Source organism: Faecalimonas sp. LCP19S3_D12 (assembly GCF_052121495.1).
Classification (GTDB): Bacteria; Bacillota; Clostridia; order Lachnospirales; family Lachnospiraceae; genus Faecalimonas.
Window position 1 is genome coordinate 1 of record NZ_JBQKED010000025.1, and the last position, 26,715, is coordinate 26,715.

At 40.1% G+C, this 26,715-nt stretch carries 24 protein-coding genes and 1 pseudogene; 3 read left to right on the top strand and 22 right to left on the bottom strand.

Annotated features, from left to right (window positions below; all coding sequences use genetic code 11):
- Positions 1 to 1,183: pseudogene (locus ACTQXY_RS08990) on the top strand (IS1182 family transposase); the annotation flags it as partial.
- Between the two features lie 181 nt (positions 1,184 to 1,364).
- Here the strand turns inward: ACTQXY_RS08990 and ACTQXY_RS08995 are convergent.
- Genes ACTQXY_RS08995 through ACTQXY_RS09010 form a run of 4 tightly spaced genes read right to left on the bottom strand, consistent with a single transcriptional unit; the run spans position 1,365 to position 5,266 of the window.
- Positions 1,365 to 1,895, bottom strand: a complete 531-nt coding sequence (locus ACTQXY_RS08995) for a DUF5662 family protein (RefSeq protein WP_004613928.1) — start codon at positions 1,893 to 1,895, stop codon at positions 1,365 to 1,367.
- Positions 1,896 to 1,911: 16 nt separating this feature from the next.
- Entirely contained in the window at positions 1,912 to 2,574 is a 663-nt protein-coding gene (locus tag ACTQXY_RS09000; protein ID WP_441659177.1) for a TraX family protein, read from the bottom strand.
- Positions 2,575 to 2,577: 3 nt separating this feature from the next.
- Positions 2,578 to 4,245, bottom strand: a complete 1,668-nt coding sequence (locus ACTQXY_RS09005; protein ID WP_441659178.1) for an alpha-amylase family glycosyl hydrolase — start codon at positions 4,243 to 4,245, stop codon at positions 2,578 to 2,580.
- Between the two features lie 28 nt (positions 4,246 to 4,273).
- Positions 4,274 to 5,266, bottom strand: a complete 993-nt coding sequence (locus tag ACTQXY_RS09010) for a substrate-binding domain-containing protein (protein ID WP_441659179.1) — start codon at positions 5,264 to 5,266, stop codon at positions 4,274 to 4,276.
- Positions 5,267 to 5,409: 143 nt separating this feature from the next.
- On the opposite strand from ACTQXY_RS09010, the gene ACTQXY_RS09015 reads away from it, so the two are divergent.
- Positions 5,410 to 5,745: a DUF1292 domain-containing protein gene (locus ACTQXY_RS09015; RefSeq protein WP_441659180.1), complete on the top strand. Its 336-nt coding sequence runs from the start codon at positions 5,410 to 5,412 to the stop codon at positions 5,743 to 5,745.
- A 72-nt stretch (positions 5,746 to 5,817) separates the two neighbouring features.
- Here ACTQXY_RS09015 and ACTQXY_RS09020 read toward each other — a convergent pair whose 3' ends face one another.
- The 15 genes from ACTQXY_RS09020 to ACTQXY_RS09090 form a co-directional block, all read right to left on the bottom strand.
- Positions 5,818 to 7,650 carry a UvrD-helicase domain-containing protein gene (locus ACTQXY_RS09020; RefSeq protein WP_441659181.1) on the bottom strand — a complete coding sequence of 611 codons (1,833 nt, stop codon included), beginning with the start codon at positions 7,648 to 7,650 and terminating at the stop codon, positions 5,818 to 5,820.
- Positions 7,651 to 7,705: 55 nt separating this feature from the next.
- On the bottom strand, positions 7,706 to 9,163 hold the full coding sequence (gene gltX / locus ACTQXY_RS09025; RefSeq protein ID WP_441659182.1) for a glutamate--tRNA ligase: 1,458 nt from the start codon (positions 9,161 to 9,163) through the stop codon (positions 7,706 to 7,708).
- A 72-nt stretch (positions 9,164 to 9,235) separates the two neighbouring features.
- Complete coding sequence (locus tag ACTQXY_RS09030; RefSeq protein WP_441659183.1) at positions 9,236 to 9,676, bottom strand: threonine/serine exporter family protein; 441 nt, start codon at positions 9,674 to 9,676, stop codon at positions 9,236 to 9,238.
- Complete coding sequence (locus ACTQXY_RS09035) at positions 9,673 to 10,494, bottom strand: threonine/serine exporter family protein (protein ID WP_441659184.1); 822 nt, start codon at positions 10,492 to 10,494, stop codon at positions 9,673 to 9,675. Before ACTQXY_RS09035 ends, ACTQXY_RS09030 begins: the two co-directional genes overlap by 4 nt.
- Before the next feature lie 66 nt (positions 10,495 to 10,560).
- On the bottom strand, positions 10,561 to 11,253 hold the full coding sequence (locus ACTQXY_RS09040; RefSeq protein WP_441659185.1) for an LrgB family protein: 693 nt from the start codon (positions 11,251 to 11,253) through the stop codon (positions 10,561 to 10,563).
- A complete protein-coding gene (locus ACTQXY_RS09045; RefSeq protein WP_004613938.1) occupies positions 11,234 to 11,617 on the bottom strand; it encodes a CidA/LrgA family protein in 384 nt (127 codons plus the stop codon). Before ACTQXY_RS09045 ends, ACTQXY_RS09040 begins: the two co-directional genes overlap by 20 nt.
- A 65-nt stretch (positions 11,618 to 11,682) precedes the next feature.
- Entirely contained in the window at positions 11,683 to 12,975 is a 1,293-nt protein-coding gene (locus tag ACTQXY_RS09050; protein ID WP_441659186.1) for an aspartate aminotransferase type Ic, read from the bottom strand.
- A 128-nt stretch (positions 12,976 to 13,103) separates the two neighbouring features.
- Positions 13,104 to 13,574 (bottom strand): threonine/serine exporter family protein, encoded by a 471-nt coding sequence (locus ACTQXY_RS09055; protein ID WP_004613940.1) that lies wholly within the window; start codon positions 13,572 to 13,574, stop codon positions 13,104 to 13,106.
- Positions 13,571 to 14,347 carry a threonine/serine exporter family protein gene (locus tag ACTQXY_RS09060; protein WP_441659187.1) on the bottom strand — a complete coding sequence of 259 codons (777 nt, stop codon included), beginning with the start codon at positions 14,345 to 14,347 and terminating at the stop codon, positions 13,571 to 13,573. Before ACTQXY_RS09060 ends, ACTQXY_RS09055 begins: the two co-directional genes overlap by 4 nt.
- A complete protein-coding gene (locus tag ACTQXY_RS09065; RefSeq protein WP_441659188.1) occupies positions 14,337 to 15,101 on the bottom strand; it encodes an ATP-binding cassette domain-containing protein in 765 nt (254 codons plus the stop codon). The genes ACTQXY_RS09060 and ACTQXY_RS09065 overlap by 11 nt, the downstream gene beginning before the upstream one ends.
- A gap of 12 nt (positions 15,102 to 15,113) precedes the next feature.
- Positions 15,114 to 15,764, bottom strand: coding sequence for an amino acid ABC transporter permease (locus ACTQXY_RS09070; RefSeq protein ID WP_441659189.1), 651 nt, complete (start codon positions 15,762 to 15,764; stop codon positions 15,114 to 15,116).
- A gap of 79 nt (positions 15,765 to 15,843) precedes the next feature.
- Positions 15,844 to 16,653: a transporter substrate-binding domain-containing protein gene (locus ACTQXY_RS09075; RefSeq protein WP_441659190.1), complete on the bottom strand. Its 810-nt coding sequence runs from the start codon at positions 16,651 to 16,653 to the stop codon at positions 15,844 to 15,846.
- Between the two features lie 121 nt (positions 16,654 to 16,774).
- Positions 16,775 to 17,551, bottom strand: a complete 777-nt coding sequence (locus tag ACTQXY_RS09080) for a hypothetical protein (protein ID WP_441659191.1) — start codon at positions 17,549 to 17,551, stop codon at positions 16,775 to 16,777.
- A complete protein-coding gene (locus tag ACTQXY_RS09085) occupies positions 17,526 to 18,821 on the bottom strand; it encodes a DUF5716 family protein (protein WP_441659192.1) in 1,296 nt (431 codons plus the stop codon). The genes ACTQXY_RS09080 and ACTQXY_RS09085 overlap by 26 nt, the downstream gene beginning before the upstream one ends.
- Positions 18,822 to 22,115, bottom strand: coding sequence for a DUF5717 family protein (locus tag ACTQXY_RS09090; protein ID WP_441659193.1), 3,294 nt, complete (start codon positions 22,113 to 22,115; stop codon positions 18,822 to 18,824). It lies immediately after the preceding gene.
- A gap of 108 nt (positions 22,116 to 22,223) precedes the next feature.
- Between ACTQXY_RS09090 and ACTQXY_RS09095 the strand changes: the two genes are divergently transcribed.
- Complete coding sequence (locus ACTQXY_RS09095; protein WP_441659194.1) at positions 22,224 to 23,324, top strand: aminotransferase class I/II-fold pyridoxal phosphate-dependent enzyme; 1,101 nt, start codon at positions 22,224 to 22,226, stop codon at positions 23,322 to 23,324.
- Between the two features lie 64 nt (positions 23,325 to 23,388).
- On the opposite strand, the gene ACTQXY_RS09100 is transcribed toward ACTQXY_RS09095, so the two are convergent.
- From ACTQXY_RS09100 to ACTQXY_RS09110, 3 genes are all read right to left on the bottom strand, one after another.
- Positions 23,389 to 23,733, bottom strand: a complete 345-nt coding sequence (locus ACTQXY_RS09100; RefSeq protein WP_441659195.1) for a cupin domain-containing protein — start codon at positions 23,731 to 23,733, stop codon at positions 23,389 to 23,391.
- A gap of 124 nt (positions 23,734 to 23,857) precedes the next feature.
- Positions 23,858 to 25,834 carry an FtsX-like permease family protein gene (locus ACTQXY_RS09105; protein ID WP_441659196.1) on the bottom strand — a complete coding sequence of 659 codons (1,977 nt, stop codon included), beginning with the start codon at positions 25,832 to 25,834 and terminating at the stop codon, positions 23,858 to 23,860.
- Positions 25,818 to 26,585, bottom strand: a complete 768-nt coding sequence (locus ACTQXY_RS09110) for an ATP-binding cassette domain-containing protein (protein WP_441659197.1) — start codon at positions 26,583 to 26,585, stop codon at positions 25,818 to 25,820. The genes ACTQXY_RS09105 and ACTQXY_RS09110 overlap by 17 nt, the downstream gene beginning before the upstream one ends.
- Positions 26,586 to 26,715 lie beyond the last annotated feature (130 nt).

Below are 26,715 nucleotides of genomic sequence, written 5' to 3' on the forward strand. Positions count from 1 at the left end.
CCTTTATGGCATAAAAAGTATGCGGCAAACAATCAAAGAAATTGAAGTAAATGTTGCATATCGATGGTTTCTTGGATTGGATATGTTGGATCCCGTACCACATTTTTCTACGTTTGGAAAGAACTATACACGTCGTTTTAAAGATACAGATCTTTTTGAGCAGATTTTTTCAAAGATTTTAGAGGAATGCATGAAATTTAGGTTAGTGAATACAGAACAGATTTTTGTGGATTCTACGCATGTCAAAGCCTGTGCAAACAGTAAAAAGATGAGAAAACGTGTTGCACATGAGCAGGCTTTGTGGTACGAACAGGAATTAAAAGAAGAAATTCAGAAAGACCGGGTTGCACATGGGAAAAAGCCTTTAAAAGAGAAAGATAAAAATGATTCTCCACCACCAACAGCAGGAGGTGGAGGAAACCTTGCAAATGAATCAGTATCTCCAATTCCGGAAGGAGCAAAAACACAAAAATGCAGCACGAGTGATCCGGAAAGTGGTTGGTTTCGTAAAGGGGAACATAAACACGTTTTTGCATATGCCGTAGAAACAGCCTGTGATAAGCACGGTTGGATTTTAGGATATACCGTTCATCCTGGAAATGAACATGACAGTCGGACATTTCCGTTATTATATGAGAAAATAAAAAACTTCGATCCAGATATGGTCATAATGGATGCTGGTTATAAAACAGCTGCGATTGCACATCTATTATTAGAAGACGAAATCAAACCTCTTTTTCCTTACAAACGTCCTATGACAAAAGAAGGTTTTTTCAAGAAATATGAATATGTCTATGATGAGTATTATGACTGCTATATCTGTCCAGAGAATCAGGTTTTAAAATATAGCACAACAAACCGAGAAGGATATCGAGAATATAAGAGTTGTGGATTATTCTGCAGTACCTGTACACACTTGCATCAATGTACAGAAAGCAAAGATCATGTAAAACTGATTACCCGTCATGTATGGGAAGAGTATATGGAAAAAGCAGAAGATATTCGGCATACGATAGGAAATAAACAAATTTATCAACAACGAAAAGAAACGATTGAGCGGATTTTCGGAACAGCGAAAGAACAGCATGGTTTCCGTTACACTCAATATATGGGAAAAGCGCGGATGGAAATGAAAACCGGGCTTACATTTGCATGTATGAATCTGAAAAAACTGGCAAAGATTCTGGAAATCAGGGAATCCAAAATGAAAGAATCTTTGATTTTTTTAATGCATTTTGAAAGAATCTTTGATTTTTTTAATGCATTTATTAAAACAATGCCCATTTACAGAAAAGTGGTGCTGGGGATAACTCCCAGCACCAACTTTGTCTACAGTCTGAAAGAAGTTCCCACGGGAACTTCTTTTATCGTTTTAAAACTTCTTTTTTTATATATGAAAAGGTTGCATTCTCACCCTTTTCAGCCAACATATATAACAGGGTCTCCAACAGTGCCTTGGAATCTTTATGTAAAATCGTATATGGAAGCCCTCTCTGATAATACGCAAGTGGCTGACCGTCATCATACATCTCCTTCATATAGATCTTGGACGCCGCAATTCGATCAATAAACATCTCAACCACATACTTTTTGGGCATGCACATCCCAATCAGTCCTTTTTGTTCGCCCAGTCCATAGTCAATCCAATACTCATAGTGATGCTTATTGCGCCCCTTATGATGAAGCCATGCAGACGAATAGCCAAGCTTTTCACGCTCGGCGTTGTTCGGACTTCTCGTCCCTTGATAGTACTTTGCCCCCACACGAAATTCTGTCCATCCATATTTCGACAAATCATGCATCAATCCCTGTCTGTACAACCCTACTCGGAAGCATCCTTTCATAACAAGAATTTTATGATGTGTAATTGTACAAAAATGCTGCCACGCTTTCATTCGCTTCTCCTTTTACCTAACTCAAAATCATTTTTATTAAAAACAAGGCAAGCAGATGCACCGGATAAAATCCGTAAAAAAGCCACTTCATCTTCTTTCCCTGTGTGCCATTGTAAAGATAGATCGGAATCAATGCCAGTACCCCAAACACTTGAACTCCGCCCATCAAGGCAATATTAACAAATAAGATACTGATCGTTTTCCAAAGCATATCATCCCGAAACAGATAAAAACATAATATCATCAGAACTCCTATTCCACCATAATCTGTTCTCAGTAAATCTGCAATTAAAAACGATACCAATGATACGGTCACCATCTCAAATTTTCCTGATGATTTCATCAAAAAATACATCATTACAAGACCGATAAACAACGTAAAAAATATATTCTGGTGTCCGAATTCCAAAATCTTTCCACTGGCAGTAAGGTCGAATGGAATCTCTGATACTAATGCTAAAATACCAATCCGGCACATATATTTTTGGATATCATGTGTGTAGAAGAAACCTTCCACCAATGTATATGCAAAAATTGGAAACGCCAGTCGCCCAATCACACGAAATAAAATCTGCTCAGGAAACAAAACTGCTCCAATATGATCTGCCAGCATCGACAGCATCGCTATCATCTTTAATGTAAAAGAATCTATCTTTATCTTTTCTGCTATTCTTTCCATCTTCTACCTTCCTAAAAACATTATGATTGTTCTCTCATTGACAACAGTCTCTTTCTGATTTTCCACAAGCATTTCTTCTTTCAACTCTTCTTCCGTCGAAAAAACGCGATACCATCTCTTCCCTTTCGAAAGTGCAGGAAGTGCAAATTTATGCTCTGTCCAATGCATATTATATGCAATAAAGCAGTCACTTTCACTCTCGCCTTCCCCGTGATAATATACGCCAAGCTGTCTGCTCGCCACATTTTGCGGGATCTGCCATGCACTCTCTCCGTGATAGGAGACATCCGGTACCCCGCAGCTCATCTCATCTCTTCCAAGCAAAGGCTTTTCGGAGTGCAAAATAGGCAGACGCTTACGCAGCACGATCAGATTCCTCACATAATCAAATAATTCTTTTTCTTTTTCAAGCTGCTTCCAATTCAGCCATGCTGTCTCATTATCCTGACAATACACATTATTATTTCCTTTTTGAGAATTTGCGAACTCATCTCCTGCCAGCAGGCATGGTGTCCCCTGCGCCATCAGCAACAGAAAGAATGCGTTCCTCATCTGTTTCTTCCGAAGTTCCAAAACAGCTTTTCTGCGAGTCGCTCCTTCTGCACCACAGTTCCAGCTGTAATTGTAATCCGGACCGTCCTGATTATTTTCGCCGTTTGCCTCATTATGTTTTCCATCATATGACACGAGATCTGCCAGAGTGAATCCATTATGGCTCGTAATATAATTACAACTTCTTTGTTCCTTTGACTGCTGTTTCAGCCACCACATCACTCCTGGTACCATCCCTTCGTCTCCTTTCAGGAAACGTCTCATCGTAATCTGAAAATCTTCTTTGTTTTGTAAGATTTTTGTTCGCTTTAAAAGTGGATCTGCCAAAATTGCTTCCATTGGAGCAAGCACCGGATTTAAAATAAATCCGTCAATATGATATTCCAGCACATAATAGCGCAGGCACTCCTCCATCATCTGCGGCATAATGTGCTCCGAAAATGGAAGATTTAAAACCACTTCTATCCCCGCACGATGGCATGCCTTCACCATATCTTTAAGTTCTTTCCCCGTATTTTCTTGAGATGCATAAGTTCTTTTTGGAGCAAAGCAATAGGCATCTCCATATCCCCAGTAATTCGTATATTTTTTATTATCCAAAAAGTCATATACCGGCATACACTGAATCTGATTCACACCCAATTCTTTGAGGTACTGAATCTTTTCCATCACACCCGCAAATGTTCCTCTTTTTTTTACTTTCGAACTGCTGTGTTTTGTAAATCCTCGAACATGGAGACTGTAGGCAATCACCTCATGATAGGGAATCTCAAGCGGTGTATCTTCTTCCCAATCATATGCTTCCATGGAGATTCTGCCTCGTTCGCTGCCATCTTCCTGTAATACCAGTTCTTTCACATAAGGGTCTGTCACAATCTTACCTTCTATTTCATAGTTATACTCACAATTCTCAATCGTGCTTTTTTGTAATGCAAGAAATCGAATTTCTCCCACCGCGTCTTTCTCTAAAAACTCGATTCTTTGGCAAGGCAGCTTAGCCCCCTTCTCATATATCAACAAAAAACAGCGTTTTCCTTGCTCTACAGCTACAGAAAAATTCACATACCCATTATTTTCTGTCACTCCAAGCGGCAATGGATGCCCCTTTTTTTCTCTCATGCATTCAATCTCCTAATCTTCTCTTTTCCTACTGCCAGCCATCTACACCATACATCTCGAGATTATCTTTATTGATCAAAAATGTCTCTTCATATGTAATTCTTGCATATTTCTCTTTGTTCAGAACACTTAACGCCACTTTTGCAGACTCTTTTCCAATCTCAATCGGAGACTGTCCTCCGGTTGCCGCTATGAGAGAGTTCTCCTTTTCCAACTCTTTTTTAATCTCCGGCGAACCATCCACGCCATAGATATAGACGTTCTGCAATTGAGCCGCATTTGCTGCGACAAGTGCGCCAAGCGCTGTCGGATCGTTGCCGCACATAATTGCAGACACATCCGGATGCTCCTTCAAAAGTGTCTCAGCCGCACTCAGTGCCGTATTTAAATCTCCTTTTGTATCACTTCGTCCGACAACCTCAAATCCTTTATCCGCAATTGCCTCCTCAAATCCCGTAATGCGCTCATTGATAGAATTCATTGTTGGGCACTCCAATATCAATACTTTTCCGCCTTCCGGAAGTTTTTCAACAAGGTCTTTTCCACATAAATATCCTGCATTCTTATTATCAGATCCAATATATGCATCCACATAGTCAAATTCTTTTACCTGTGTATCCACATTGATAATCTTCACATCTGCCTCTTTCAATTCTTCCAGTGCAGGTGTGATTGTCTCCCAGTCAACCGGCGTCAGAAAAATTGCATCAATTCCCTGATCGATCATATCTTTAATCTGCTCAATCTGTACATCTGGATCCTGCTTTGGATCTTCTGTAATCAATGTATGTCCATCCTTTTCAAGCGCCTCACGAATTGACGACTCAAGCGTAATAAAATATGGATTCTCCATCGTAATCCCACTGAATCCAAATGTATATTTTTCCTGCTCTTCTTCGTCCACTTCCTCTTTCACCTGTGGATTATCTTCCGGTGTCCCTACATTTTTTTTACATGCCGATATGCCAAATACACAGACCAGCAGCAATGCCGTTAATGCTAATACTCTTCTTTTCTTCATCTGCTTCCTCCATAATCTGTTTTCTTATGAATTCCATTCCTTTATTTTAGCCCTTTTTCTAATAATGTCAATAGTTTTCCCTCTTGCAATTCTTGCCACAGTCTGATAGAGTTAGTATATCAATAAAAAAGGAGATAAAAACTATGAGTGAACATAATCATGATTGTGGCTGCGGACATGAAGACTGTAACTGCGGCGAAGAAAACCTTACTGTAACATTGACACTGGATAACGACGAAGTATTGGAATGTGCAGTTCTCACGATTTTCTCAGCTGGTGACAGACAGTATATCGCATTACTTCCATTAGAGGATGCAGAAGACACAGAGGAAGGTGACGTATTCATCTATCGTTTTGAAGAAGATGAAAACGGCGAACCAACTTTAGACAACATCGAAGATGACGATGAGTACGAGTTGGCTGCCGATGCTTTCGACGAATGGCTGGACGAACAAGACTTTGAAGAATTAGAAGACTAATCTAACAAACCTTAAACTGGCAGTGACGTAATGTTGCTGCCTGTTTTTTATTGCATAGGAAATTGAATGACCTTACCCTCTTGTCAACAGCTCCCCCACAAACCGTGACTGTGCCATCGACTTTCCATTACGTTCTTTTGTATAAGAGATAATCAATTTCTTTCGTGCTCTCGTCATAGCCACATAGAACATCCTGCGCTCTTCTTCCACTTCTTCTTTTGTCTCTGCCTTTTTATATGGGGTAATCGTCTCATTCGCTCCGATAATAAATACCAGATCAAACTCCAATCCTTTCGATCCATGCATTGTCATAAATGTGATTGCCTCCGGATCTGTCTCTTTTTGCTGCGACTGCCTCTTTAATTCCTCTGAATATTCTTCAATATGTGTAAACCACTCTTCAATCGTCCGAAACGCTTTCGCCCGTTCTTCAATCTCTCTCAGTACTTCTTTTAAATCTTCCATGTTGATTTTTCGAAATGCCGCATATTCTTTTAAAAATTCATCGTATCCGATATGTTTCCGAATATACTGGATTGCCCCGTACGGCGCCATATTTTTTAATATTCTAAAATCCACCTCAAGCTGATCGATCCGGTCGAGCATCCAATCTTTGTCACAATAGAATTTTCGCAAACTCTCAAATGAAATCGTGGTTCCTTCCACGCTGTCCCGCCCGATATAGCGGTTCGGACGATTCATAATCGCCAAAAATGATTTTCGTGAGCGGTCTCCTAACGCCATCTTCAAATACGCGATCAAATCCTGTGCAATAAAATGTTCATACAGATTCGGCATGCGTTCTTTCATCCGAAACGGCATGTTGTATTCCATAAATGTCTCCGCCAATGCACGTGCCTCCACATTTGTGCGGAACAACACCGCAATCTCTGAAGACGGGATACCTCTTTTTTTCGCCTCCTGAATCTGACTGACCACATACTTGCTTTCTTCAATCGGATGTCTGACCTCCTGAATGTGAACGGTCTCTCCCTGCTCGTTCGTTGTGATGATCTGCTTTGGATAACGGTTTACATTGTGCCGGATCACCCGTGCCGCCCCATTTACAATCGCTTTTGTAGAGCGATAATTCACATCCAGCAAAATCTCCTTTGTATCAGGGTAATCTTTCTTAAATCCAAGCATGATATCCGGTCTTGCGCCGCGGAATCGATAAATTGACTGATCATCATCTCCAACAATGAATAAGTTGTTTTCCGGCGCTGCCAGCATTCGAATCACATCATACTGTACCTGATTGATGTCTTGAAACTCATCAATTAAAATATATCGGAATTTTCTCTGCCACATGCTCAAAATATCCGGTCTCTTTTTGAACAATTCATAGACAAGCACAAGCATATCATCAAAATCGATTTTCTTTAACCGCTTCCGCTCTTTCTCATACTGCTCGAAAATTTCCCGAAAAACCTCTTCTGAACAATTCAAAGACTCATATTCCGCCAATGGAATCTGATTATTTTTGATATTTCCAATCTCCCCTGCAATCCCTTGCAAAAAATCTTTCTCATCATCAATATCAATCTCCATTCTGCCAATGACCTGTTTTAACAGCTGGTATTTTTGTTCCTCGGAAAGAATATTGGACGCATTCATCCTATATGCCCATTTTAAAATACCATAATAAATACCATGAAACGTTCCAAATGTGACAGGGCCTGCTTTCTGTCCGCACAAACGCACAAAACGCTCTTTCATCTCAACTGATGCCGCTTTTGTAAATGTAATCACAAGAATCTCTTCCGGACTCACGTGATGTTTTCCAATCAGATATTCAATTCGTTTCGTGATTGTGAGTGTTTTCCCAGAACCGGGACCTGCGAGAACCATACATGGACCATCCTTGTGGACGACTGCCTGAACTTGAGACGGATTCAAACTCATACGTTTTCTCCTTTCCAGATAAGTGAAGGACGGGCAGATTCCCGTCCCTCTCCCACTATTTACTTAACAATTCAATTCCCTTGCGAATACGTGCTAAAGACTCTTCTTTTCCCAGAATCTCCATAATCTCCGTTGCACCGCCAGGTGTATTCTGCTTTCCGGATACAGCTGTTCTCACCGGCCACATTGCGTAACCGTTCTTGCATCCTTTTTCTTCTACATAGCCTTTCAGCACAGCATACAGCGCATCATTGCTGTAATATTCCTGCGCCTCAAAAAGAGGAAGAATCTCTTTTAACACCTCAAGAGAAGTCTCCTCATTCGTCTTCATCTTCTTGTGTGTATACATTGCAGTATCATACTCTGGAAGTTCTTCAAAGAAATCAATATGTTCTTTGATGTCTGGGAAAATCTCGATTCTTGTCTTCACAAGCGCTGCAATTTTTTTCAGGTCATAATCCTTTGTGATCACTTCTTTGATGTATGGCTCTGCCAATTCATAGAATTTTTCAAAATCCATTGCTTTGAGATATTCGCCGTTCATCCATTTTAATTTTACTGTGTCAAACACTGCAGGCGACTTACTCATGTGATGATAATCAAATGCTTTCACCAATTCTTCCAAAGAGAAGATTTCTCTGTTATCTGTAGGACTCCATCCAAGTAATGCCACGTAATTCACAACTGCTTCTGTCAAAAATCCCTGTTCGATCAGATCCTCATAAGAAGAATGTCCGCATCGCTTGCTCAGTTTTTTGTGTGTCTCATCTGTGATCAGCGGACAGTGCACATAAGTCGGCACTTCCCAGCCGAACGCTTCATACAGACGATTGTACTTCGGCGCAGATGACAAATATTCATTACCGCGAACTACATGTGTGATTCCCTGTAAATGATCATCGATTACATTGGCAAAATTATAGGTCGGATATCCATCTGATTTGATCAAAATCATGTCATCCAACTCCGCATTCGGAACTGTGATATCTCCGTAAATCTCATCGTGGAATGTCGTTGTACCTTCTGTCGGCATATTAATACGAATAACATATGGCTTTCCTGCCGCTAAATTCGTCTCGATCTCTTCTTTGCTCAGATGCAGACAGTGCTTGTCATATACTACGATCTCGGCTCCGCCCTCTGTCACTTCAGTTTTCAAAGAGTCCAGTCTTTCTTTGTCGCAGAAACAGTAATAAGCATCTCCCTGCTCGATCAACTGTTTTGCATATTTCAGATACAATCCCATCTGTTGTCTCTCACTTTGCACATATGGACCGACTCCGCCGTCTTTGTCAGGACCTTCATCGTGAATCAATCCTGTCTTTTCCAAAGTGCGGTATATAATCTCAAGTGCACCCTCAACAAAACGTTCCTGATCTGTATCCTCGATACGAAGAAGAAAATCGCCGTCTTCATGTTTTGCGATCAAATATGCATATAACGCTGTACGCAGATTTCCGACGTGCATTCTTCCGGTTGGACTTGGTGCAAATCTTGTTCTTACTTTACTCATGTTCTAACACTCCTATTCTCTTTTGCTTTCGCTAAATTTTATTATATAACAAGTTGCAGTGTATTTACAACTCTATTTTCTCTTATTCTTCCAGTAACTTACTTGAAACCATTGTTTTGGAATTGACACCACAAATACAATTCCAAGCACGATGGCAAACGCCATCTTCAATGACTCGATTCCTTTCTGAGATGCAAGCCTCAGACTGTCTGTAACAAAATAATACGCTGTATAATAGACACCGGCTCCTGGTACAAGCGGGAATATCCCGGATACTAAGAATACCGTGATCGGACATTTCTTCCACACAGCAAAAATCCGCGACAACAGCACAACAACAATCGTGCCCGCAAAGCATGCCATCGGCGCAGACCCAAGCGGTGCAAGCGCACAGTAGCAAAGCCACCCAGCCATACCGGTCAATCCACAGCAAAAATAAAATCGCTTATGTACGTTGAACAGAATAGAAAATGCGACCGTTCCCCAAAACGAACACAATATATTTGCAATCATAATGCCATACCTCCTAAAATACTATTATAGGCGGACAACACTGTTCCTACACCGATTGCAATATATACGAACACAAGCAGCGCATCGATCATTCTGACCGTTCCGGAAATAAAATCACTGTTGGCAATATCTCTAATCGCATTGGTAAACGCAACTCCGGGTACTAAAGGCAGAATGGAACCAATGATCACCTTGTCAAGACTCACCGCAAAAGGGAAATTAATATTCGAGGCGATCAACGCCAGTATCGTAATGAATCCTCCACCCACGATATTAATGATAATCTTTGACATCGTGTGTTTCTGTGCAAAAATCACCAGGACATACAAAAGTGTCCCTATGACAAACGCAATTAAGCTCTCCCATATATTCGCTTTCAGCAGATAGCAAAAGGAACCACTGCCAAGCCCAGCCGCCAAAACGAGGTACAAACTTTTTTTAGGAGGGAGCTTCTCAATCTCTTCCAGACGCCGGAAAGCTTCATCAATCCCAACTCTTCCCGCTGAGATCTCTCTCGACAAGTCGTTGACTTCCGTGACAATCCCAAGGTGTATCCCTGCCATTGGCACATGCTTCACCTTAGCAAAGTTCTCTTTTCCTTTGCTGTATGCTGTCAGAAAAATTCCATTACTCAGCACAAAGGAATCCACTTCTTCCACACCAAATCTTTTGCAAATATGTTCTATTGTCTCTTCTACACGGAAAATCTCTGCTCCGTTTCTCAACAAAATACGACCTGCTTCTAACGCAAGTTCTAATACTCTGTGCATCTCAGGATATTCTTCCTGATCCACCTGTGTCACTTCCACTTCAGACATCTTCTCTGCCTCCCCTTTGTATCGTAATGCTATGATACTATTCCCTTTGTCCACTTGTCAATCATACTACATAAAATTTGCAAATACCGATGCGCCGACCACCGTGATCAGCCCCGCAACTGCGATAGAAAGACTGCTCATCGCTCCTTGTACTTCACCAAGCTCCAAAGCTTTTGTCGTTCCTATCGCATGTGCTGACGTACCAAGCGCCAAACCTACTGCGACAGGCTCCTGTATCCGAAACATTTTGCAAATCTGCTCTCCTATTACATTTCCAAGTACTCCGGTCACGATGATCACTGCTACGGTAATGGTTGTAAACCCTCCGAGTTCTTCCGAAACCCCAATTCCGATTGCTGTTGTGATTGATTTTGGGAGTAATGTAACATATTCCTTATGGCTGAGTCCAAACAGATATGCCATTCCAAATACACTTCCAAGACTTGAGAACACTCCTGCTACAATTCCTAATACCACTGCTGTCAGATTTTTTTTCAACAACTCAATCTGCTGATAGAGTGGAATTGCAAGACAGACCGTTGCAGGTGTCAACAGATAACTCAAATACTTTGCTGTCTCATCATATACTTCATAATCTATTCCAAACACCTGTAATACAATAATGACAAAAATAATAGCAAGTAAAAGTGGATTTAAAAATCCCCACTTAAATTTTCTTTTTAAAAACAATCCAATTCCATACCCTATAATGCTGACTGTCACGCCAAAATAAAGTGAATTATTTAATAACTCTTTCATCTTTCATTTCTCCTGTCTTTTGTTTTCGTCGAATCAATGTCTGTGTCACCTTTCCGGTACACACCATCACAATCACTGTCGACAGGCAGGTGATCACGACAACCGGAATCAAAATCTCTTTCAGATCCCCCCAAACAACAATCAAACCAACCGCCGCCGGAATAAACATTGGCGGCATAATATCAATCAAAAAATCAGCGGCAATTTTCACCTGACTTAGTTTCACAACTTTTGTTCCAAGACAAATAAGCATCACTATAAGTCCATAGATACTTGCGGGAATAGGCAGTGGGAGCAGAGCATACAATAGTTCCCCCACAAAAGTAACCGCTAAAATCACGCCAAACTGATACAACAATTTCATTTTTCTTTTCCTCCCGTTTTACGGCATAGAAAAGCGTGACCCAAAATCCGGTCACGCTTGTGTTACTATGCTGATTTCTCTTCTAATAATTTATCAATACTTACTAATTTTACACTGAGTACAAAAATATCTGCTGCAACTGCAAGTTCTTCCGGTGTCGGATACGATGGTGCAATACGGATGTTGCTGTCTTTTGGGTCTTTTCCATATGGGAATGTTGCCCCCGCTCCGGTCATTACAAGGCCTGCCTCTTTCGCTTTCGCCACGATTGCTTTCGCGCAGCCCTCCATCGCATCAAACGAGATGAAATAGCCACCTCTTGGGCGAATCCAGCTTCCGATTTCCAAACCACCCAATTCTTTTTCTAACACATTCAAAACTGTCTCAAATTTTGGTCTTAAAATATCTGCATGCTTCTTCATATGCTGAACCATTCCATGAATATCTTTATAGTAGCGAGCATGACGAAGCTGATTCAGTTTATCGTGTCCGATTGTCTGTATCTGCATCTGTTCTCTAATCGCAACCAGATTCTCTGTGGATGCCGCAATAGCTGCAACTCCGGAACCCGGAAAACTTACTTTTGAAGTAGAACAGAATTTGTATACCATATCCGGATTTCCTTCCTTTTTACACTCCATGAAAATCTCCACCAAAGAATCTTGTTTATCTTCATATAAATGGTGGATTCCATAAGCATTATCCCAATAAATACGGAAGTCTTCGGCAGCTGGCTTTAATCTTGCAAATCTTCTCACCGTTTCGTCAGAGTATGTAATCCCCTGCGGGTTGGAATATTTCGGTACACACCAGATTCCCTTCACTGCCGGATCTGTGTTTACCAGCTGTTCTACCATATCCATATCCGGTCCGTCATCGTGCATTGGGATATTGACCATCTCAATTCCGAAATGTTCTGTGATCGCAAAATGCCTGTCATATCCCGGTACCGGACATAAAAATTTTACCTTGTCAAGTTTGCACCAAGGAGTGCTGCCCATAACGCCATGTGTCATAGAACGTGCCACAGTATCGTACATAATATTCAGACTTGAATTACCAAAAATAACAATATTGTCAATCGGTACTTCCATCATATCTGCAAGAAGCTGTTTTGCTTCACGGATTCCATCAAGCACACCATAGTTTCTGCAATCCACACCTTCTTCGCATTTCAAATCAGAATCGCTTCTCAAAACATCCATCATACCCATCGCTAAATCAAGCTGCGCTGCGGATGGTTTCCCTCTGGACATATCTAATTTCAGTCCTTTTGATTTCACATCCTCAAAACGTGTCTCCAATTCATTTTTCATTTCTAATAATTCATCTCTACTTAAGTCTTTGTACGCCGTCATCTGCAAAACCTCCTGTTATTTTCATACTATCTGCTATTCTATACGATTTTTGATTTTTCTTCAATGCTTTCTTGCATTTTTTTGTGTTTTTCCTATTTTTTAGTAATTTTTAATTGTATTTATGAATTTCACTTTTTCTTTTCATTCATTTTTATACTATATTTCAAAGAATTTTGTTTCCATCCTTTCTGAAAAAGTCGAAATAACGTGTCCATAATAAAGATTGCAATGGCAATCACTCCTGCAAGTTCCAGCGTATTCGTCAGATAATAGCTGGACATTGCACGATCTCCCTGAATAATATAATATACAATCCGATACATGCCTGCTCCCGGCACCGTCGGAAGAATACCTGCAATCAAAAACACCGTAACCGGTGCTTTAAAAATTCTTGCAAAGGTGTGGGAAATTAAGGTAATCGTCATCGCCGATATAAAGGTCGCAAGAACTGTATCCGCTCCCGCATGTTCGCTCAAAAGATACGCCAGCCAGCCAACTGCACCTACGATTCCCGCACAGCCAAGATATTTTTTTGGTGTCTCCTGCAGAACTGCAAACGTAAAAATTGCAATAAACGCCCCTAATACTCGTACAATCATAAGAAACTCCTTCCCGCAACTGCTCCAAATAACGCCATACCGATTCCCACTCCAAGGGCTATCGATGCCGCTTTTAAAAATGCCTCCAAAACACGTGCCCCTCCTGAAAGATAATCCCCCTGCAAGGTATCACGGATCGCATTCGTAATCGCCACCCCCGGAACAAGCGGCATAATTGCACTGATGATTACAGTATCCATGTTGATCTCTTTCATTCCATATGTTTTCATTGCAATTGCAAGTATCGCAATTCCCATCGAAGACAAAATATCGATGATAATCACATTCATCTTCACTTTCTCTCCAAGCGTGATGATCGCAGCCAAAAGAACACCCACCACAGCAGTCGCCGCGACATCCAGAAAACTTCCCCCAAACATCATTGCAAATCCTGCTGCGACTCCTACCAGTGCGGCATTGCAAAGTGTCCGATTATACTGCATCCCGCCTATCTTTCTCAGAGCCTGGTAGGTCTCCTCCAATGTAAGTTCCCCGCCGCAATATCTTCGTGAGATATCATTGACCTGAATGACATGATTCAGATTAGTCGTTCTGTTATTGACCGCCTTTATAACTGTCATCGGCTGTTCCATATCCGGACTGTTAATCGTTGCCATGATTCCTGTCATCAGTGCCAATGCCTCAATCGACTCCGCCTTTGAGGTCTTCAAAATATGATACATCGTATCTTCCACCCGATAAGTCTCCGCACCGCTGCACAGCATAATCTCTCCCGCCAGTACAGCCGTATCCAATAGTAATTTATGATTCATTTGATAACTTTCCTAAAAATTCCTTCATCCTCGTATTTTGCGAGCCAAACACCTCATCTGGTGTCCCTTGCTCCACAATATATCCATTATCCATAAAAATGATCTTGTCTGCAACATTTTTTGCAAAATTCATCTCATGAGTTACAATTACCATTGTCATATGTTCTGCCGCAAGGTTGCGAATAACCTTTAAAATCTCTCCTGTCAGCTCCGGATCAAGCGCAGAAGTCGGTTCATCGAAAAACAGAATCTTTGGATTCATCGCCAACGCTCTCGCAATGGATACTCTCTGCTGCTGCCCACCGGATAACTGATATGGATAAGCGTCTCCTCGCCCTTCTAATCCCATTTTTGCAAGCAACTCATTTGCCTTGGCAAACACTTCTTCCTTTTTTCTTTTCTGTACCTTAATCGGTGCATCTGTAATATTTTTCATCACCGAATAGTGCGGGAACAGATTAAAGTTTTGAAACACCAGCCCAAAATAACTTTTGATTTTTTTCAGCTGATCGGCTTTTGCATAGACTGATTTTCCATCATTTCCTATAGAAACTGCTTTTTCTCCCATATAACTCATCTCACCACAGTCCATCGTCTCAAGCATTGTCGCACACCGGAGAAGCGTGGATTTTCCCGAGCCGGAAGGTCCTATGATTGCGACGACTTCTCCTTTTTTTACTGTCAAAGAGATATCTTTTAACACTTCCAAATCTCCAAAGCTTTTTCTGATATGATTCATCTCCAATAAATTCATCTGTTCTTCCCCCTAACGATAATAGTCCATCTTCTTTTCAATGCGCTCCATCACAAATGCCACGATAAAGTTAAACACATAGTAAAATACTGCCGCTATAATCAGCGGGGACACACTTGCCTGAGACGCCGAGATTGCCTTTGCCACCGTGAACATCTCCTGCACACTCAATACATAAGCAATGGATGTATCTTTCACTAACGTGATCACCTCATTCGTAATCGATGGCAAAATCCGTTTCATCACCTGTGGAAAAATAATTTTCACAAATGTCTGTACTTTTGTATATCCAAGAATCTCAGCCGCTTCATACTGTCCAATCGGCATAGATTCAATTCCGCCACGATAAATTTCCGCAAAATAAGCGGCATAATTTAACACAAATCCAAGGATTACTGCAGTGTTCATCCACTCCGGTGTCATCTGCATCTTCAGTACGTAATATCTTCCAAAATAAATAAACATCAGTTGTAAGATCAACGGTGTCCCTCTCATGATTGATATGTACACTTTCACAATCGTGCGAATCACCACGTTTTTTGACATTCGTCCGAAAGACACAATAATTCCAAGTGGCAGAGAAAGAATCAGTGTGAATGCAAATATCCAAAACGACTTTATCATCCCCTGTGCCATCATGCTGAGCATCATCCCTATACTCATAATCTAAAACCTCTCTTTTCTCGTATTCTATCTGCGAAAGAAGAGGACCATCACGTTTGACAGCCCTCTATCTTTTTTATCATTTTCCGATTGTTGTGATATCTTCCTGAAACCATTTTTCGGAAATTTTCTTCATTGTACCATCTTCTGCCATCTCTTCTAATGTCTTTTGTACTTTGTCTCGCAGTTCATCATTGCCCTTCAAAAATCCCACCGCATATTCCTCTGATGCCAATGCATCGTCCAAAAGTACAAAGTCTGCTTTTCTCTGTTCAATCTGATATCTTGCGACGACAACATCCATCGCAATCGCATCGACTGCCCCTGATTCCAGATCCATAAAAGCAGTGTTATAGTCTGAGACAATCTTCAATTCCTTAAAACTCTTCTGAAGCTTTTCCTGTTTTTCCAGTGCTTTTTGAGCTGAAGAATCTGTCTGTACATCGACAACCTTCCCCGCAAGATCCGCCTGTGTTTTGATTCCGGAATCGTTCCTTACAACAAATACCTGCTCATTATTGAGATACGGCTCACTCCATGTATACTTATCTTCACGTCCGGTCATTGTAAATCCATTCCAAATACAGTCAATTCCTCCTGAACTCAATTCCATATCTTTTGCATCCCAGGAAATCGGCTTCGGAACAAATTTCATATCAAGTCTGTCTGCAACTTCCTTTGCCAAGTCCAAATCGAATCCGGTATATTCTCCGTCATCTCCAACGAATCCCATCGGCGGGAAATCCTGATCAAACCCAACCGTAAATGTCTTCTGCGTCTTATCGCTCCCACCGTCACTTTGCTTCTGATCGTCCTTTGCTCCACATCCTGCAAATACTGTTGTCACAGAAAACACAAGAGCCATCATCAGTGCTATTTTCTTTTTCATATTTATATCCTCCCATCCACTTTATCATATTATTACTCTACCACACTAAATCACTTTGTAATGATAGCACAGAAAGTAATACGTGTCAACGAGAAAATCTTGCACACAAAAAAGACGGAAGCTAAATCTCTCCCGTCCCAAGTCTTCTATATTGCTCCTTCCACTCCGACAATGTTTCCTCGTTTAATGTCGGTCTGGAATGTTTTTTTAATTCTTCTATCTCGTTACTTAATTCTTCATTTACCTGATGATAGACTTCATTATTTTCAAGAAGTTTTGCATAACTTTCGCTGTTCATAAATTTTTTACAACAATAGAGATACGCCTTGCGCATCGACTCCTCTTCACAAATCTGAAATGCGGCTTCATACATCTTAGCCGCCTCCTCATATAGAAACATTCTTCCATACGCTGCTCCAAGACATCCATACACTTTCCCATAAAATTTTCCATCCACGCTGTCATCATGGACGCCATGAACAATAGACTGATATATCAAAATAGCTGGTTTCACTGCGCCGCTTTCCAAGAGGTTATCTGCCTTATATTTCTTTCGTTCAATCTCCTTTTGATTTTTCAGCCGCTCTAATACATTTTGAATCTGACGCAGTTCTGCTGTTGTATAAATAGAGGCATAGGCAAGAATTGTCACAACAAACTTTTCCATAGCTCCATGCTGTTTTAAAGATTGTCTTAAATTTTGAGAAAGCTCCGTCAACGCCAATTCTTCTTCCAACCAATCGCAAAGCTGTTCATTCATAATTGTATAATCAATGAGATACAAATTATTACACAAATAATAACACAATTCTTCAATCGTATAAATTTTCCGATGTATCCTTGTAATCTCATATGGTTGTTTCGCTTTCTTTTTATAACAAAGAATTAAACTGCCCATCATTTCCTCCTAAATGTATCTCTTTTTCTTCGTAGAAATCAGTTGCCGGAAAAAATTCCCCAAACCCAATATCTTTAAAGCTAATTTTACATGTCTTTTCATCCAAAAATAGTGTTTTTACCTGAAGCCTCAATGCATAATCCTTTCTCTTCGGAAGTTCTTCCATAGAAACTGTCTCAACACGCATTTCATTTCCAGTAAGTGACTCAATATGTATCTCAATATCTTCTACCTCTTCCAGAAGCACTTCAAACTGCATATCCGATTCATACCATCTCGTTCCCCACGGAACAACTGGATACCATTCATCTTGCCCATTGATACGCATCTTCAGGCAGATCTGTTCTGTCATCTTCGTATCGTCCAAATAAATCGGTCCCTCTTTGTAGTCCAGACTTCTTCTGTAAGCGGTATAACATGCTCCCTTGCTATAAAGATTGTTTCCTAAAAATGCTCTTCTTCCATTACACAACACTTTCAATGAAAGCGGATACCAATTGTTCTCAAATCCCTCTCCAGTCAAAAATACCGAAGATACAAGTTTTTTATCAAACACACTCTGTACAAACTGTTTGAATCGATTATCGGCAGCCTTTGCCCGATCCACATTCAGAACCGGATAGACCGCTGCCAGTTCCTTCATCTGTGCACTCGCCACTTGGTCCACTGTCACAAATGTATCGGCACCCTTCCCGATGCCCGTTCGGAGCTTGCGAAGCATATACGCTCTCACTTCGTACCGATCACAGTGAAATAAGGCAGCCTCATAATGCCATAGTTCTTTTGGTTGATAAAGCATGTAATTACAAAAGCTCTCCTTATAATCCTGCACATAAATATTACTTTTGGCTACTCCAATACGCTGTCCGATTCCTTTTAAAATCTTCCCGATGTCCACACTCATACGAGGAACCGTAAACACAAGTTGTTGGATCTGTTCAAATTTTTCCAAAGACAACTCTATAAATTTCGCCAAAAGCCAAACTGCCTCATATGTTTCCTCCCCAAGTGAAACTTTTTCTCTTAAAAGTGATTTCACAAACAAATTTGACACCGTATATCCTTCTCTCGACACTCCAAGACGCTTTGCATCGTTGCCAAAAGACCATACATCCCCTTTTCGCCCAAGAACTAGCGGAATCTGATAGTTATCTGCCACAATTTCCATTGTCTGCGGCTCTTGCTGCTCTTCGCTGTAAAAACTGATCTGGCAATTTTTTTCGTTTAAATCGTACCCTAAAATATTTCCTGTCACGCTGTCATCCCCCATTTAATATGTCTGAAATATCTGTTCAGCAATTTCTTCTTCCTGCTGATATGATTCCATCGCTGTTTTCTTTTCCTCATCACTCAAATCAATCATAGAATTTAATTGTCCAAACTTTCCAGCCAAACAAACATCTCTTTCCAGCCTCACATTCATTTTTTCACTTGCAATCTTCCTGTCTTTTCGCGTCTCTTTGAAATAATATTTCAATATCTCATCCTTATATAAAATAAATTCTTTTGCAAAGACAGTACCATACATTGGAAGGAGTGATTCACTCTGATAATCTAGTTTTTCCATCTCTCCCCGATTGATCTGATATACAATTTTTACTTTGCTGTCCAATGTCGCATGATATTCCACAATGACTTTATCATACAATTGTACTTCCCGTAGCCAGTTTTCCGGATAAGACAAATAAGATGAAAATACTAGTCTCTTTTCACACATCTCTCTCAAAAATCCCCGAAGCATCTCTTCATATTCCATGTGTTCAGTCGTTCTATCTGCATAATATTTTAATATTGCCACTTTACAAATATCAGCAATATATTCTTTTTCTTCATATTCTTTTACAATAATCGTAAATATACTTTCACTTACTTTCCGGTCAAGCACCACAAATTCTTTTGATACATAGGCAAGATATGCCTGCTTCAAACGAAAATATGGATTGCCCTCATAATAGTAATCTTCAAAAATTGCCTCTTCTGAAAACAATGTCTCTGAAAACAACATCTGAGAAATAATGCGTTCTGAAAGTGCATGTGTCTCCACATCGTACTCCTTTGCACGCTTCCAAAGCAATTTCATATCACGTGTTGCTCCACAATAAAAGGTTGCAAGATAGGTCAAAAGTGCTTTGTCATAATATCCTCTCTTCATGACTTCAAACGACAGATATAGTAGAAAGTCATCTTCTGACGATCCCTCTTCCCGAATCTTCTTTGTGCACATCAAAAATACTTCCCGCTCATCAAACGCCTGAAGTCCATATGTCTTTAAATTCTCAAAAGTAACCGGTATTACCTTCTTCGCCATCTCCTGCTCTGCTCGGTCTGTCATCCGTTTCTTGCACATCTCCAAAAAACGCACCTCATAAAGCATGCGCTTTGCATCATATGGAATCGACTCGGTGTAATGCATTCCGTTCTTCGCTTCCCACACAATTCTTGCATTCTCATCATAAAGATAGATCTTCGCTCCTTTTTTGGAATACGCAACTCTTTGTCTAATAGTACCATCTTTTTCAATAACAATCACATACTTTACACCAGATTTTTTTGCTCTCACCCAATATGCATGGCAGATATCATACAGTGCATCCAAACGCTCCGGATTCATCTTTTCTTCCACTAGAAAACGGTTGTAAATAATCCTCAACTCTTCGCTGATCTGTCTCTTTAAAAGCTGATTCCACGCAAACACTTCCATCTCTTCCTGATAATACTGGTATATCTCACTTTCTTCATCTTCATATGTTAAAATATTGGCATACAAAATCGACGCTCTTTGATCGTCCAAATGATTTCCATGCATAAAATACAAATATACAATGCGCGGCAATGCTCTCCGCAGTCTTCTTCCGTCGATCGACATCATGTAATACTCATAAAGCTGTGCAATTTTAAGTTCCTGCTTCACCGCCTTTTCGTACCATTTAAAACAGGATGCCCCGGTCTTATTCCCCTTGATCAATTGCACACAAATCGCATTCAATACCTTTTGTTCTGCATAAATCTTATAGAGTCTCTCCAAAATATAATGCAAACGTTTGTCATATTCTTTTTGATGGCTAATCAATTCTGCAGCATATTCTGCAAGTTCCCGCGTGATCAGTTTGTATTTAACGGCAAAATTCAACACCTGTATCTCAAAGTCACCGAGCTTTCGAAGAAGAATCACCTGATTCTTTAGACAGAGATATGCTTCCGCATAAAATAAAATGTGATTTGTTCCATTATAAAACTGTCTCTCAAGTATCCTGAACCTCTCACTGTCACTTTTATATTTGGGATCCAGATTCACTAACATACATAGAAGCTGCCAGGAATATGGATATTTGATATAGAGACGATTCAATTCCTCCAACACTCTGTTCGTATGATTTGTATCCTCTCTAAGCAACGCTGTCAAAAATAAATAGTAAGCACTGATCTCTGGTTTTTTCCCAATTGCAAACCGATTGTAATTAAAATTCTCTAAAATCCATCGCGCTTCTTCCTTTTTACCGCCATACAGATAAATGTGAGCCTGCATCAGCAGATAATATTCATTCTCTTGTTCTATATCTCGAAGCTGCTTTGCTTTCTCAATCTCTTTTTCCATCCACTCATCTCGCGAAAGTTTTCCTGAAATACATGACAAATACTCTTTCAGTCCCTGTGCTTCCAACAATTCTTTCTCTCTTCCCGCATGATTATGTGAAACATGCTGGCATACTAAAACATCCACATGCAAAACTTCATATGGTGTCTCTATAAAAATACGTCCATAATTCTTCCCTGCATGTAGTTTTTTCTCTTTTATACTGTATTCAAGCCGATAACTGTCCCCCACAAAATCATCCGTTGTGATCTCCTCATCGCGAATCTGAATAAATGCCCCATCTGCCCAAATCCGGATTGGGACAAATCCCCACGTATTTTTGGTAATCTCGATCCAATCCTTTGTCTCCTCTAAAACATCTTGCAATTGGCGTTCTTCATCGGAAAGTGTAAGAAATATCTTCTCTTTCTGCTTGATTCCGACAAGAAATTCTTCTAAAGCCTCCTCGTCGAGCGCCCATTTGCGCATATTGTCATAAAGATTCTTGACTCTCAATTCTTCATATTTTAATACATCATAAAATTGTCTCGTACGAAACAATCTTCTTGCTTCAGAAAAATCTTTCATTGCCAGCCGTTTAAAATCTTCCACATTCTGTATCTTTCCATAGGAAGTCATAATGAATGGTTTCTCAATCATTGCTGTAAACGTAAGCTCATATTCCCCACCACTGCACATCACAGTAAACTTCCCACGCTCCATCTGACCCGGCTTTAATCCTGCAGCATCATATGTAAAATTAATCTTCACTGGATTCCCTTCAAATCCCTGCTCACTGCATTGAATCCGAAAAGAAGACGAATAGACAATCCCTCTGATATCTCCATCTTTTTGATTCTGTATGATAAAACTTCCGCTGTAAACTTCTCCTTCTCCAATCATCATTTGAATATGTGTCTCCGGAAATACAACCTCCGGACGCTCTATCTGAAAATCTCCTTTTGAGAATTTCTTTATCTTATTTTTCATCTAGTCACCTGCTTTATGTTTCTTTCATTGCATTTTCTCCAAATATCATTATAATAAATTATAGCATCATTCTACTGTTTCTGGCAAGAGAATATAAAGGAGGGTTTTATGCAGAAACATCTACAATTTCACGGAAGTGATTTAGAAAAAATCGAAAAAATTTATAATATACCTAAAGAAGAGATTGTTTGTTTTGCTAGCAACGTCAATCCACTTGGGCTATCCGAGCAGGTGAAAAATCAACTTATCAGACATCTTGACATCATTACGACATATCCCGATCGAAATTACTCTTCTCTTCGCCGGGTGATCGGAAAATACAGTGATATCGATCCAGATTACATTGTTGTCGGAAATGGCTCCACCGAGTTGATTTCTCTTTTGATTCAACACCGCGCACCTAAAAGTGCACTTCTACTCGGTCCTACCTATTCAGAATACGAGCGGGAACTCTCCCTTTGCGGCGGCAAGCTTTCCTATTATGCTCTCTCCGCTGCAAAGGGTTTTCAATTGGATGTATCGGATTTTTGTCGAACTCTCGACGATACCATTGATCTGCTGATTATATGCAACCCCAACAATCCTACTTCTTCTGCAATCTCTGTGTCGGATTTGAAAGCCATCGTTCAGACCTGTCAGAAGTTAGATATCTTTGTGATGATCGATGAAACTTATATCGAATTTGTCTCCTTGATTCCAGCGTTCAGTGCCGTCTGCCTTGTCCCTGACTATGATAATCTGATGGTATTAAGAGGTGTCTCCAAGTTCTTTGCTGCACCAGGCTTAAGACTTGGATATGGCATGACAAGCAATGTTCATTTTCGGAATATTTTGAAAGAGCATCAGAATCCCTGGTCGTTAAACAGCGTCGGAGCATTCGCTGGGGAATTGTTCTTACAAGACACTGACTATATCCAAAAGACAAGACAATTGATTGAAACAGAACGGACAAGAATATATGAAACCTTGCAGACGATACCAGAACTCAAAGCATTCAAACCTTCGGCAAATTTTGTTCTGGTGCAGATTTTAAAGGAAGGCTTAACTTCATTTGATGTGTTCGACAATCTGATCCGTCAAAAATTAATGATTCGAGATTGTTCTTCTTTTGAACAGTTAGATGGCGAATTTATCCGCTTCTGCATCATGAGTCCTGAAGAGAATACACGACTGCTATATGCACTCAAGACATTTTTTTCGGAAAACTAAGTAATACAAAATGACCGGATATTCACATCTCATTACAAAATGGTTGAATATCCGATCTTTTCTCCTATTTTTTTAAGATCAGTGCAACAAACACCAAATCTCTTTCCCCTGTATTTTTCAATCCATGTCCATCACCATCTTTACAGAAAAACACATCTCCTTCTTTCGCCGGAATCTCTTCTCCATTGTCTACATACACCCCGTTTCCAGAAAGGATATAATATGTCTCAGTCTCTCCATGATGCTCATGATATCCAAGTACCGCTCCTGGTTCCAGCGTCACCTCTCCGAACAATCCACAGTGCTCTCCCATCTGTTCCCTGTCAATGAGAACTTCTTTTCTGAGAATACCTTTTCCACCGCTTGCACCTTCAATTCGTTCTACAATTCTTTCCTCTTTTGTCGTCATAAGTGTTCCCTCCATTTTATTTCACTACTTGCTATCATAGCACCCTCCCGCCAATTTGACAATGTCTTTCCGCAGAGAAGACGCAGCAAAATCTCTTTCATTTCACTGCGTCTTTTCACAATATTTATTTTACAATCCGGTAATATTCTTTTGCGGTAATCGCAAATACAATCGCATAAAATACTGCAAACACAATCACTGTAATAATCGTGGATGTCATAAACAATGACACATTTGTCAAATTCATCAGTGAAAGAAGTTTTGTGATTACTTTAAACGCCACCGCTATATGCACAACCGCAACTACAAGCGGAAGGAAGAATACGATCATCACCTGACTTCGGATCGACTGTTTTACCTCACGTCTGCTCATACCAACTTTCTGCATGATCGCAAATCGTTCTTTATCGTCATATCCTTCTGAAATCTGTTTGTAGTAGATAATCAGTACCATCGCCATCAGGAACAGTGCTCCTAAAAAGATGCCAAGGAATAAGAAAGATCCATAAAATGAATACATCATGTCGCGCTCTAATTCCCTGCATTCTACCGGGGATAATGCATCGATTTTTCCCAATGAATTACGAATCTCTTCCAATGCCGGAAGCTGGTCTTTCACACTCTCACGAAAATCAATATTTCGATAATAACGATTTCCCATATTGTCTGCGTAAGTTTCTGAGAGATGATCAATTATCGACTGGTTTGGTACTATCAAATAATAGATATCAATCATCATATACGTTTCTTTATCCACCTTCATATCTTTCAGGTTTTTTCTGACTTGATATGTGGTTCCATCTATCTCGATCTCGGACGGTTTGCTCTTACTTTTCGTTGAGTATAAAAGCACTTCATTTTCAGATAGCTCAACATTTTTGTGTTCCAGTTTATTATAAGTATCCTGAGTCATCAAATACAGGCTTCCATAAGACCCTTCTTTGATAGAGGTCATATCATCTTTAGACAAAATAAACTTATTTTGTACTCGGTTGACCGCAAATGGTGTCGCCTCATACTGCTCATCATTCTGATAAGTAAGCCCGTATTTTTCTACTATATCTGTGATGGTCTGATCAATGGATGCTTTTTCTTCCTCCGACAAATCCGTTCCGGAAATTGTCACATCATGCGGAAATCTTGTCTTTAATATATCCTCCATCCCAACATACAATGCCACTGTTGTGGAGACCATAACAAGCACCATCGTACTCAAAATACAAATGTTGGCAAGTCCGACCGCATTTTGTTTCATACGATATAACATTCCTGAGACAGATGTAAAATGTTTCGTATTGTAGTAAAATTTTTTATTTTTCTTTAACAGTTTCAACAAAGCAATACTTCCTGCTGTAAAAAGTGCGTATGTCCCGATGATAACAAGTATCACGGCGATAAAAAACAGACCCATTGCTGTAAGCGGTGATTCCGTTGTCTGTGCGATATAATATCCGCCTCCCAGTGCAGCCACGCCGATAATAGTCATAATGATTTTTGTTTTTGGCTCTTTCTCTCCCTGTTTTCCACCATGGAGCAATTCAATCGGATTGGCAAGTTTGATCTGGATCAAGTTAAAGAGCAGATTTGCCGCAAAGATCCCACTAAACAAAAACAATGTCCCGCTAATTGCTCTTATTTCTATTGAAAACTTCAGTGCTACGTCAAAATGTAACATTTTGAGCAAAAACAAAAAAATCAGTTTGTTTAGGAGAATCCCTCCGCCAAGTCCAAGAATCAGACTGATTGCAACCACAATCAGTGTCTCACATATAAGCATTTTGGCGATGTGGCTCTTTCCAAGACCCAACACATTGTAAAGTCCGATTTCTTTTTTTCGCTGTTTCATCAAAAAACTATTCGTGTAAAACAGAAAGATCACTGCAAAAATTCCAACTACACCTGTTCCATATGAAAGAATGATCATTAAGCTGTCTGACCCCGGCATCTGCCGGATTCCTTCATTATATACAAGAGAATGCATAATATAGAACATTGCGATCGTGACCACACAGGTAAATATATACGGCACATAACTTTTCCGGTTTTTCTTTAAATTTGTGACTGCCAGTTTTCCATAAATTGAACTACTCAATGCCGTCACCCCCTGTTGTCAACACCGTCAACGTATCAGAAATTTTCTGATAAAGTTCTTCATTGGAAAGGTTTCCGCGATATAACTGATGGAACACTTCTCCATCTTTGATAAATAAGATTCTGTTTGCCGTGCTTGCCGCTTTTACACTATGTGTAACCATCAAGATCGTCTGCCCATCTGTATTGATTGTGTTAAACAATCTCAAAAGTTCTTCCGATGCCTTCGAATCTAAAGCTCCTGTCGGCTCATCTGCCAAAATCAACTGTGGTTTTGTGATCAATGCTCTTGCAACTGCTGCCCTCTGCTTCTGTCCCCCGGACACCTCATATGGATATTTGTTCAACAAATGTGTGATGCCAAGCTGCTCTGCAATCGGGCGAAGTCTGCTTTCCATCTCCGGATATTTTTTCCCTGCCAATACAAGCGGAAGGAAAATATTGTCTCTCAAAGAAAACGTATCCAACAAATTAAAATCCTGAAATACAAAGCCCAAATTCTGTCTTCTGAATGCAACCATCTCACGTTCTTTGATCGTAGTTAAGTCCCTTCCTTTTAAGAGAACCTTTCCTCCTGTCGGTTTATCCAACGCAGCCAGAATGTTCAAAAGAGTTGTTTTCCCAGAACCGGATTCTCCCATGATTGCCACGTACTCTCTCGGCTCCACCGAAAAATTCACATCCGAGAGCGCCTGCACCTGGTTTCCTCCAAAACGGGTCGTATATATTTTTTTTACATTTTTTACTTCTAATAATGCCATATCATTTCCACCTTTCTACTTTGTCTCTTTCTTGAATGCTCCTTTATTGTATAAGAAAAGATTTTTCCCTGCCATAATTTCAGGTGACAATTTTGCAATCCAATCTTACACTTTTGTAAGGTTCAAAATG

What these genes read in the sequence shown, in the direction of transcription:
- ACTQXY_RS08995 (WP_004613928.1), bottom strand. Translation starts at nt 1,895, where the DNA reads ATGAAAGCGTGGCAGCATTTTTGTACAATTACACATCATAAAATTCTT.
- ACTQXY_RS09000 (WP_441659177.1), bottom strand. Translation starts at nt 2,574, where the DNA reads ATGGAAAGAATAGCAGAAAAGATAAAGATAGATTCTTTTACATTAAAG.
- ACTQXY_RS09005 (WP_441659178.1), bottom strand. Translation starts at nt 4,245, where the DNA reads ATGAGAGAAAAAAAGGGGCATCCATTGCCGCTTGGAGTGACAGAAAAT.
- ACTQXY_RS09010 (WP_441659179.1), bottom strand. Translation starts at nt 5,266, where the DNA reads ATGAAGAAAAGAAGAGTATTAGCATTAACGGCATTGCTGCTGGTCTGT.
- ACTQXY_RS09015 (WP_441659180.1), top strand. Translation starts at nt 5,410, where the DNA reads ATGAGTGAACATAATCATGATTGTGGCTGCGGACATGAAGACTGTAAC.
- ACTQXY_RS09020 (WP_441659181.1), bottom strand. Translation starts at nt 7,650, where the DNA reads ATGAGTTTGAATCCGTCTCAAGTTCAGGCAGTCGTCCACAAGGATGGT.
- gltX (WP_441659182.1), bottom strand. Translation starts at nt 9,163, where the DNA reads ATGAGTAAAGTAAGAACAAGATTTGCACCAAGTCCAACCGGAAGAATG.
- ACTQXY_RS09030 (WP_441659183.1), bottom strand. Translation starts at nt 9,676, where the DNA reads ATGATTGCAAATATATTGTGTTCGTTTTGGGGAACGGTCGCATTTTCT.
- ACTQXY_RS09035 (WP_441659184.1), bottom strand. Translation starts at nt 10,494, where the DNA reads ATGTCTGAAGTGGAAGTGACACAGGTGGATCAGGAAGAATATCCTGAG.
- ACTQXY_RS09040 (WP_441659185.1), bottom strand. Translation starts at nt 11,253, where the DNA reads ATGAAAGAGTTATTAAATAATTCACTTTATTTTGGCGTGACAGTCAGC.
- ACTQXY_RS09045 (WP_004613938.1), bottom strand. Translation starts at nt 11,617, where the DNA reads ATGAAATTGTTGTATCAGTTTGGCGTGATTTTAGCGGTTACTTTTGTG.
- ACTQXY_RS09050 (WP_441659186.1), bottom strand. Translation starts at nt 12,975, where the DNA reads ATGACGGCGTACAAAGACTTAAGTAGAGATGAATTATTAGAAATGAAA.
- ACTQXY_RS09055 (WP_004613940.1), bottom strand. Translation starts at nt 13,574, where the DNA reads ATGATTGTACGAGTATTAGGGGCGTTTATTGCAATTTTTACGTTTGCA.
- ACTQXY_RS09060 (WP_441659187.1), bottom strand. Translation starts at nt 14,347, where the DNA reads ATGAATCATAAATTACTATTGGATACGGCTGTACTGGCGGGAGAGATT.
- ACTQXY_RS09065 (WP_441659188.1), bottom strand. Translation starts at nt 15,101, where the DNA reads ATGAATTTATTGGAGATGAATCATATCAGAAAAAGCTTTGGAGATTTG.
- ACTQXY_RS09070 (WP_441659189.1), bottom strand. Translation starts at nt 15,764, where the DNA reads ATGAGTATAGGGATGATGCTCAGCATGATGGCACAGGGGATGATAAAG.
- ACTQXY_RS09075 (WP_441659190.1), bottom strand. Translation starts at nt 16,653, where the DNA reads ATGAAAAAGAAAATAGCACTGATGATGGCTCTTGTGTTTTCTGTGACA.
- ACTQXY_RS09080 (WP_441659191.1), bottom strand. Translation starts at nt 17,551, where the DNA reads ATGGGCAGTTTAATTCTTTGTTATAAAAAGAAAGCGAAACAACCATAT.
- ACTQXY_RS09085 (WP_441659192.1), bottom strand. Translation starts at nt 18,821, where the DNA reads ATGGGGGATGACAGCGTGACAGGAAATATTTTAGGGTACGATTTAAAC.
- ACTQXY_RS09090 (WP_441659193.1), bottom strand. Translation starts at nt 22,115, where the DNA reads ATGAAAAATAAGATAAAGAAATTCTCAAAAGGAGATTTTCAGATAGAG.
- ACTQXY_RS09095 (WP_441659194.1), top strand. Translation starts at nt 22,224, where the DNA reads ATGCAGAAACATCTACAATTTCACGGAAGTGATTTAGAAAAAATCGAA.
- ACTQXY_RS09100 (WP_441659195.1), bottom strand. Translation starts at nt 23,733, where the DNA reads ATGACGACAAAAGAGGAAAGAATTGTAGAACGAATTGAAGGTGCAAGC.
- ACTQXY_RS09110 (WP_441659197.1), bottom strand. Translation starts at nt 26,585, where the DNA reads ATGGCATTATTAGAAGTAAAAAATGTAAAAAAAATATATACGACCCGT.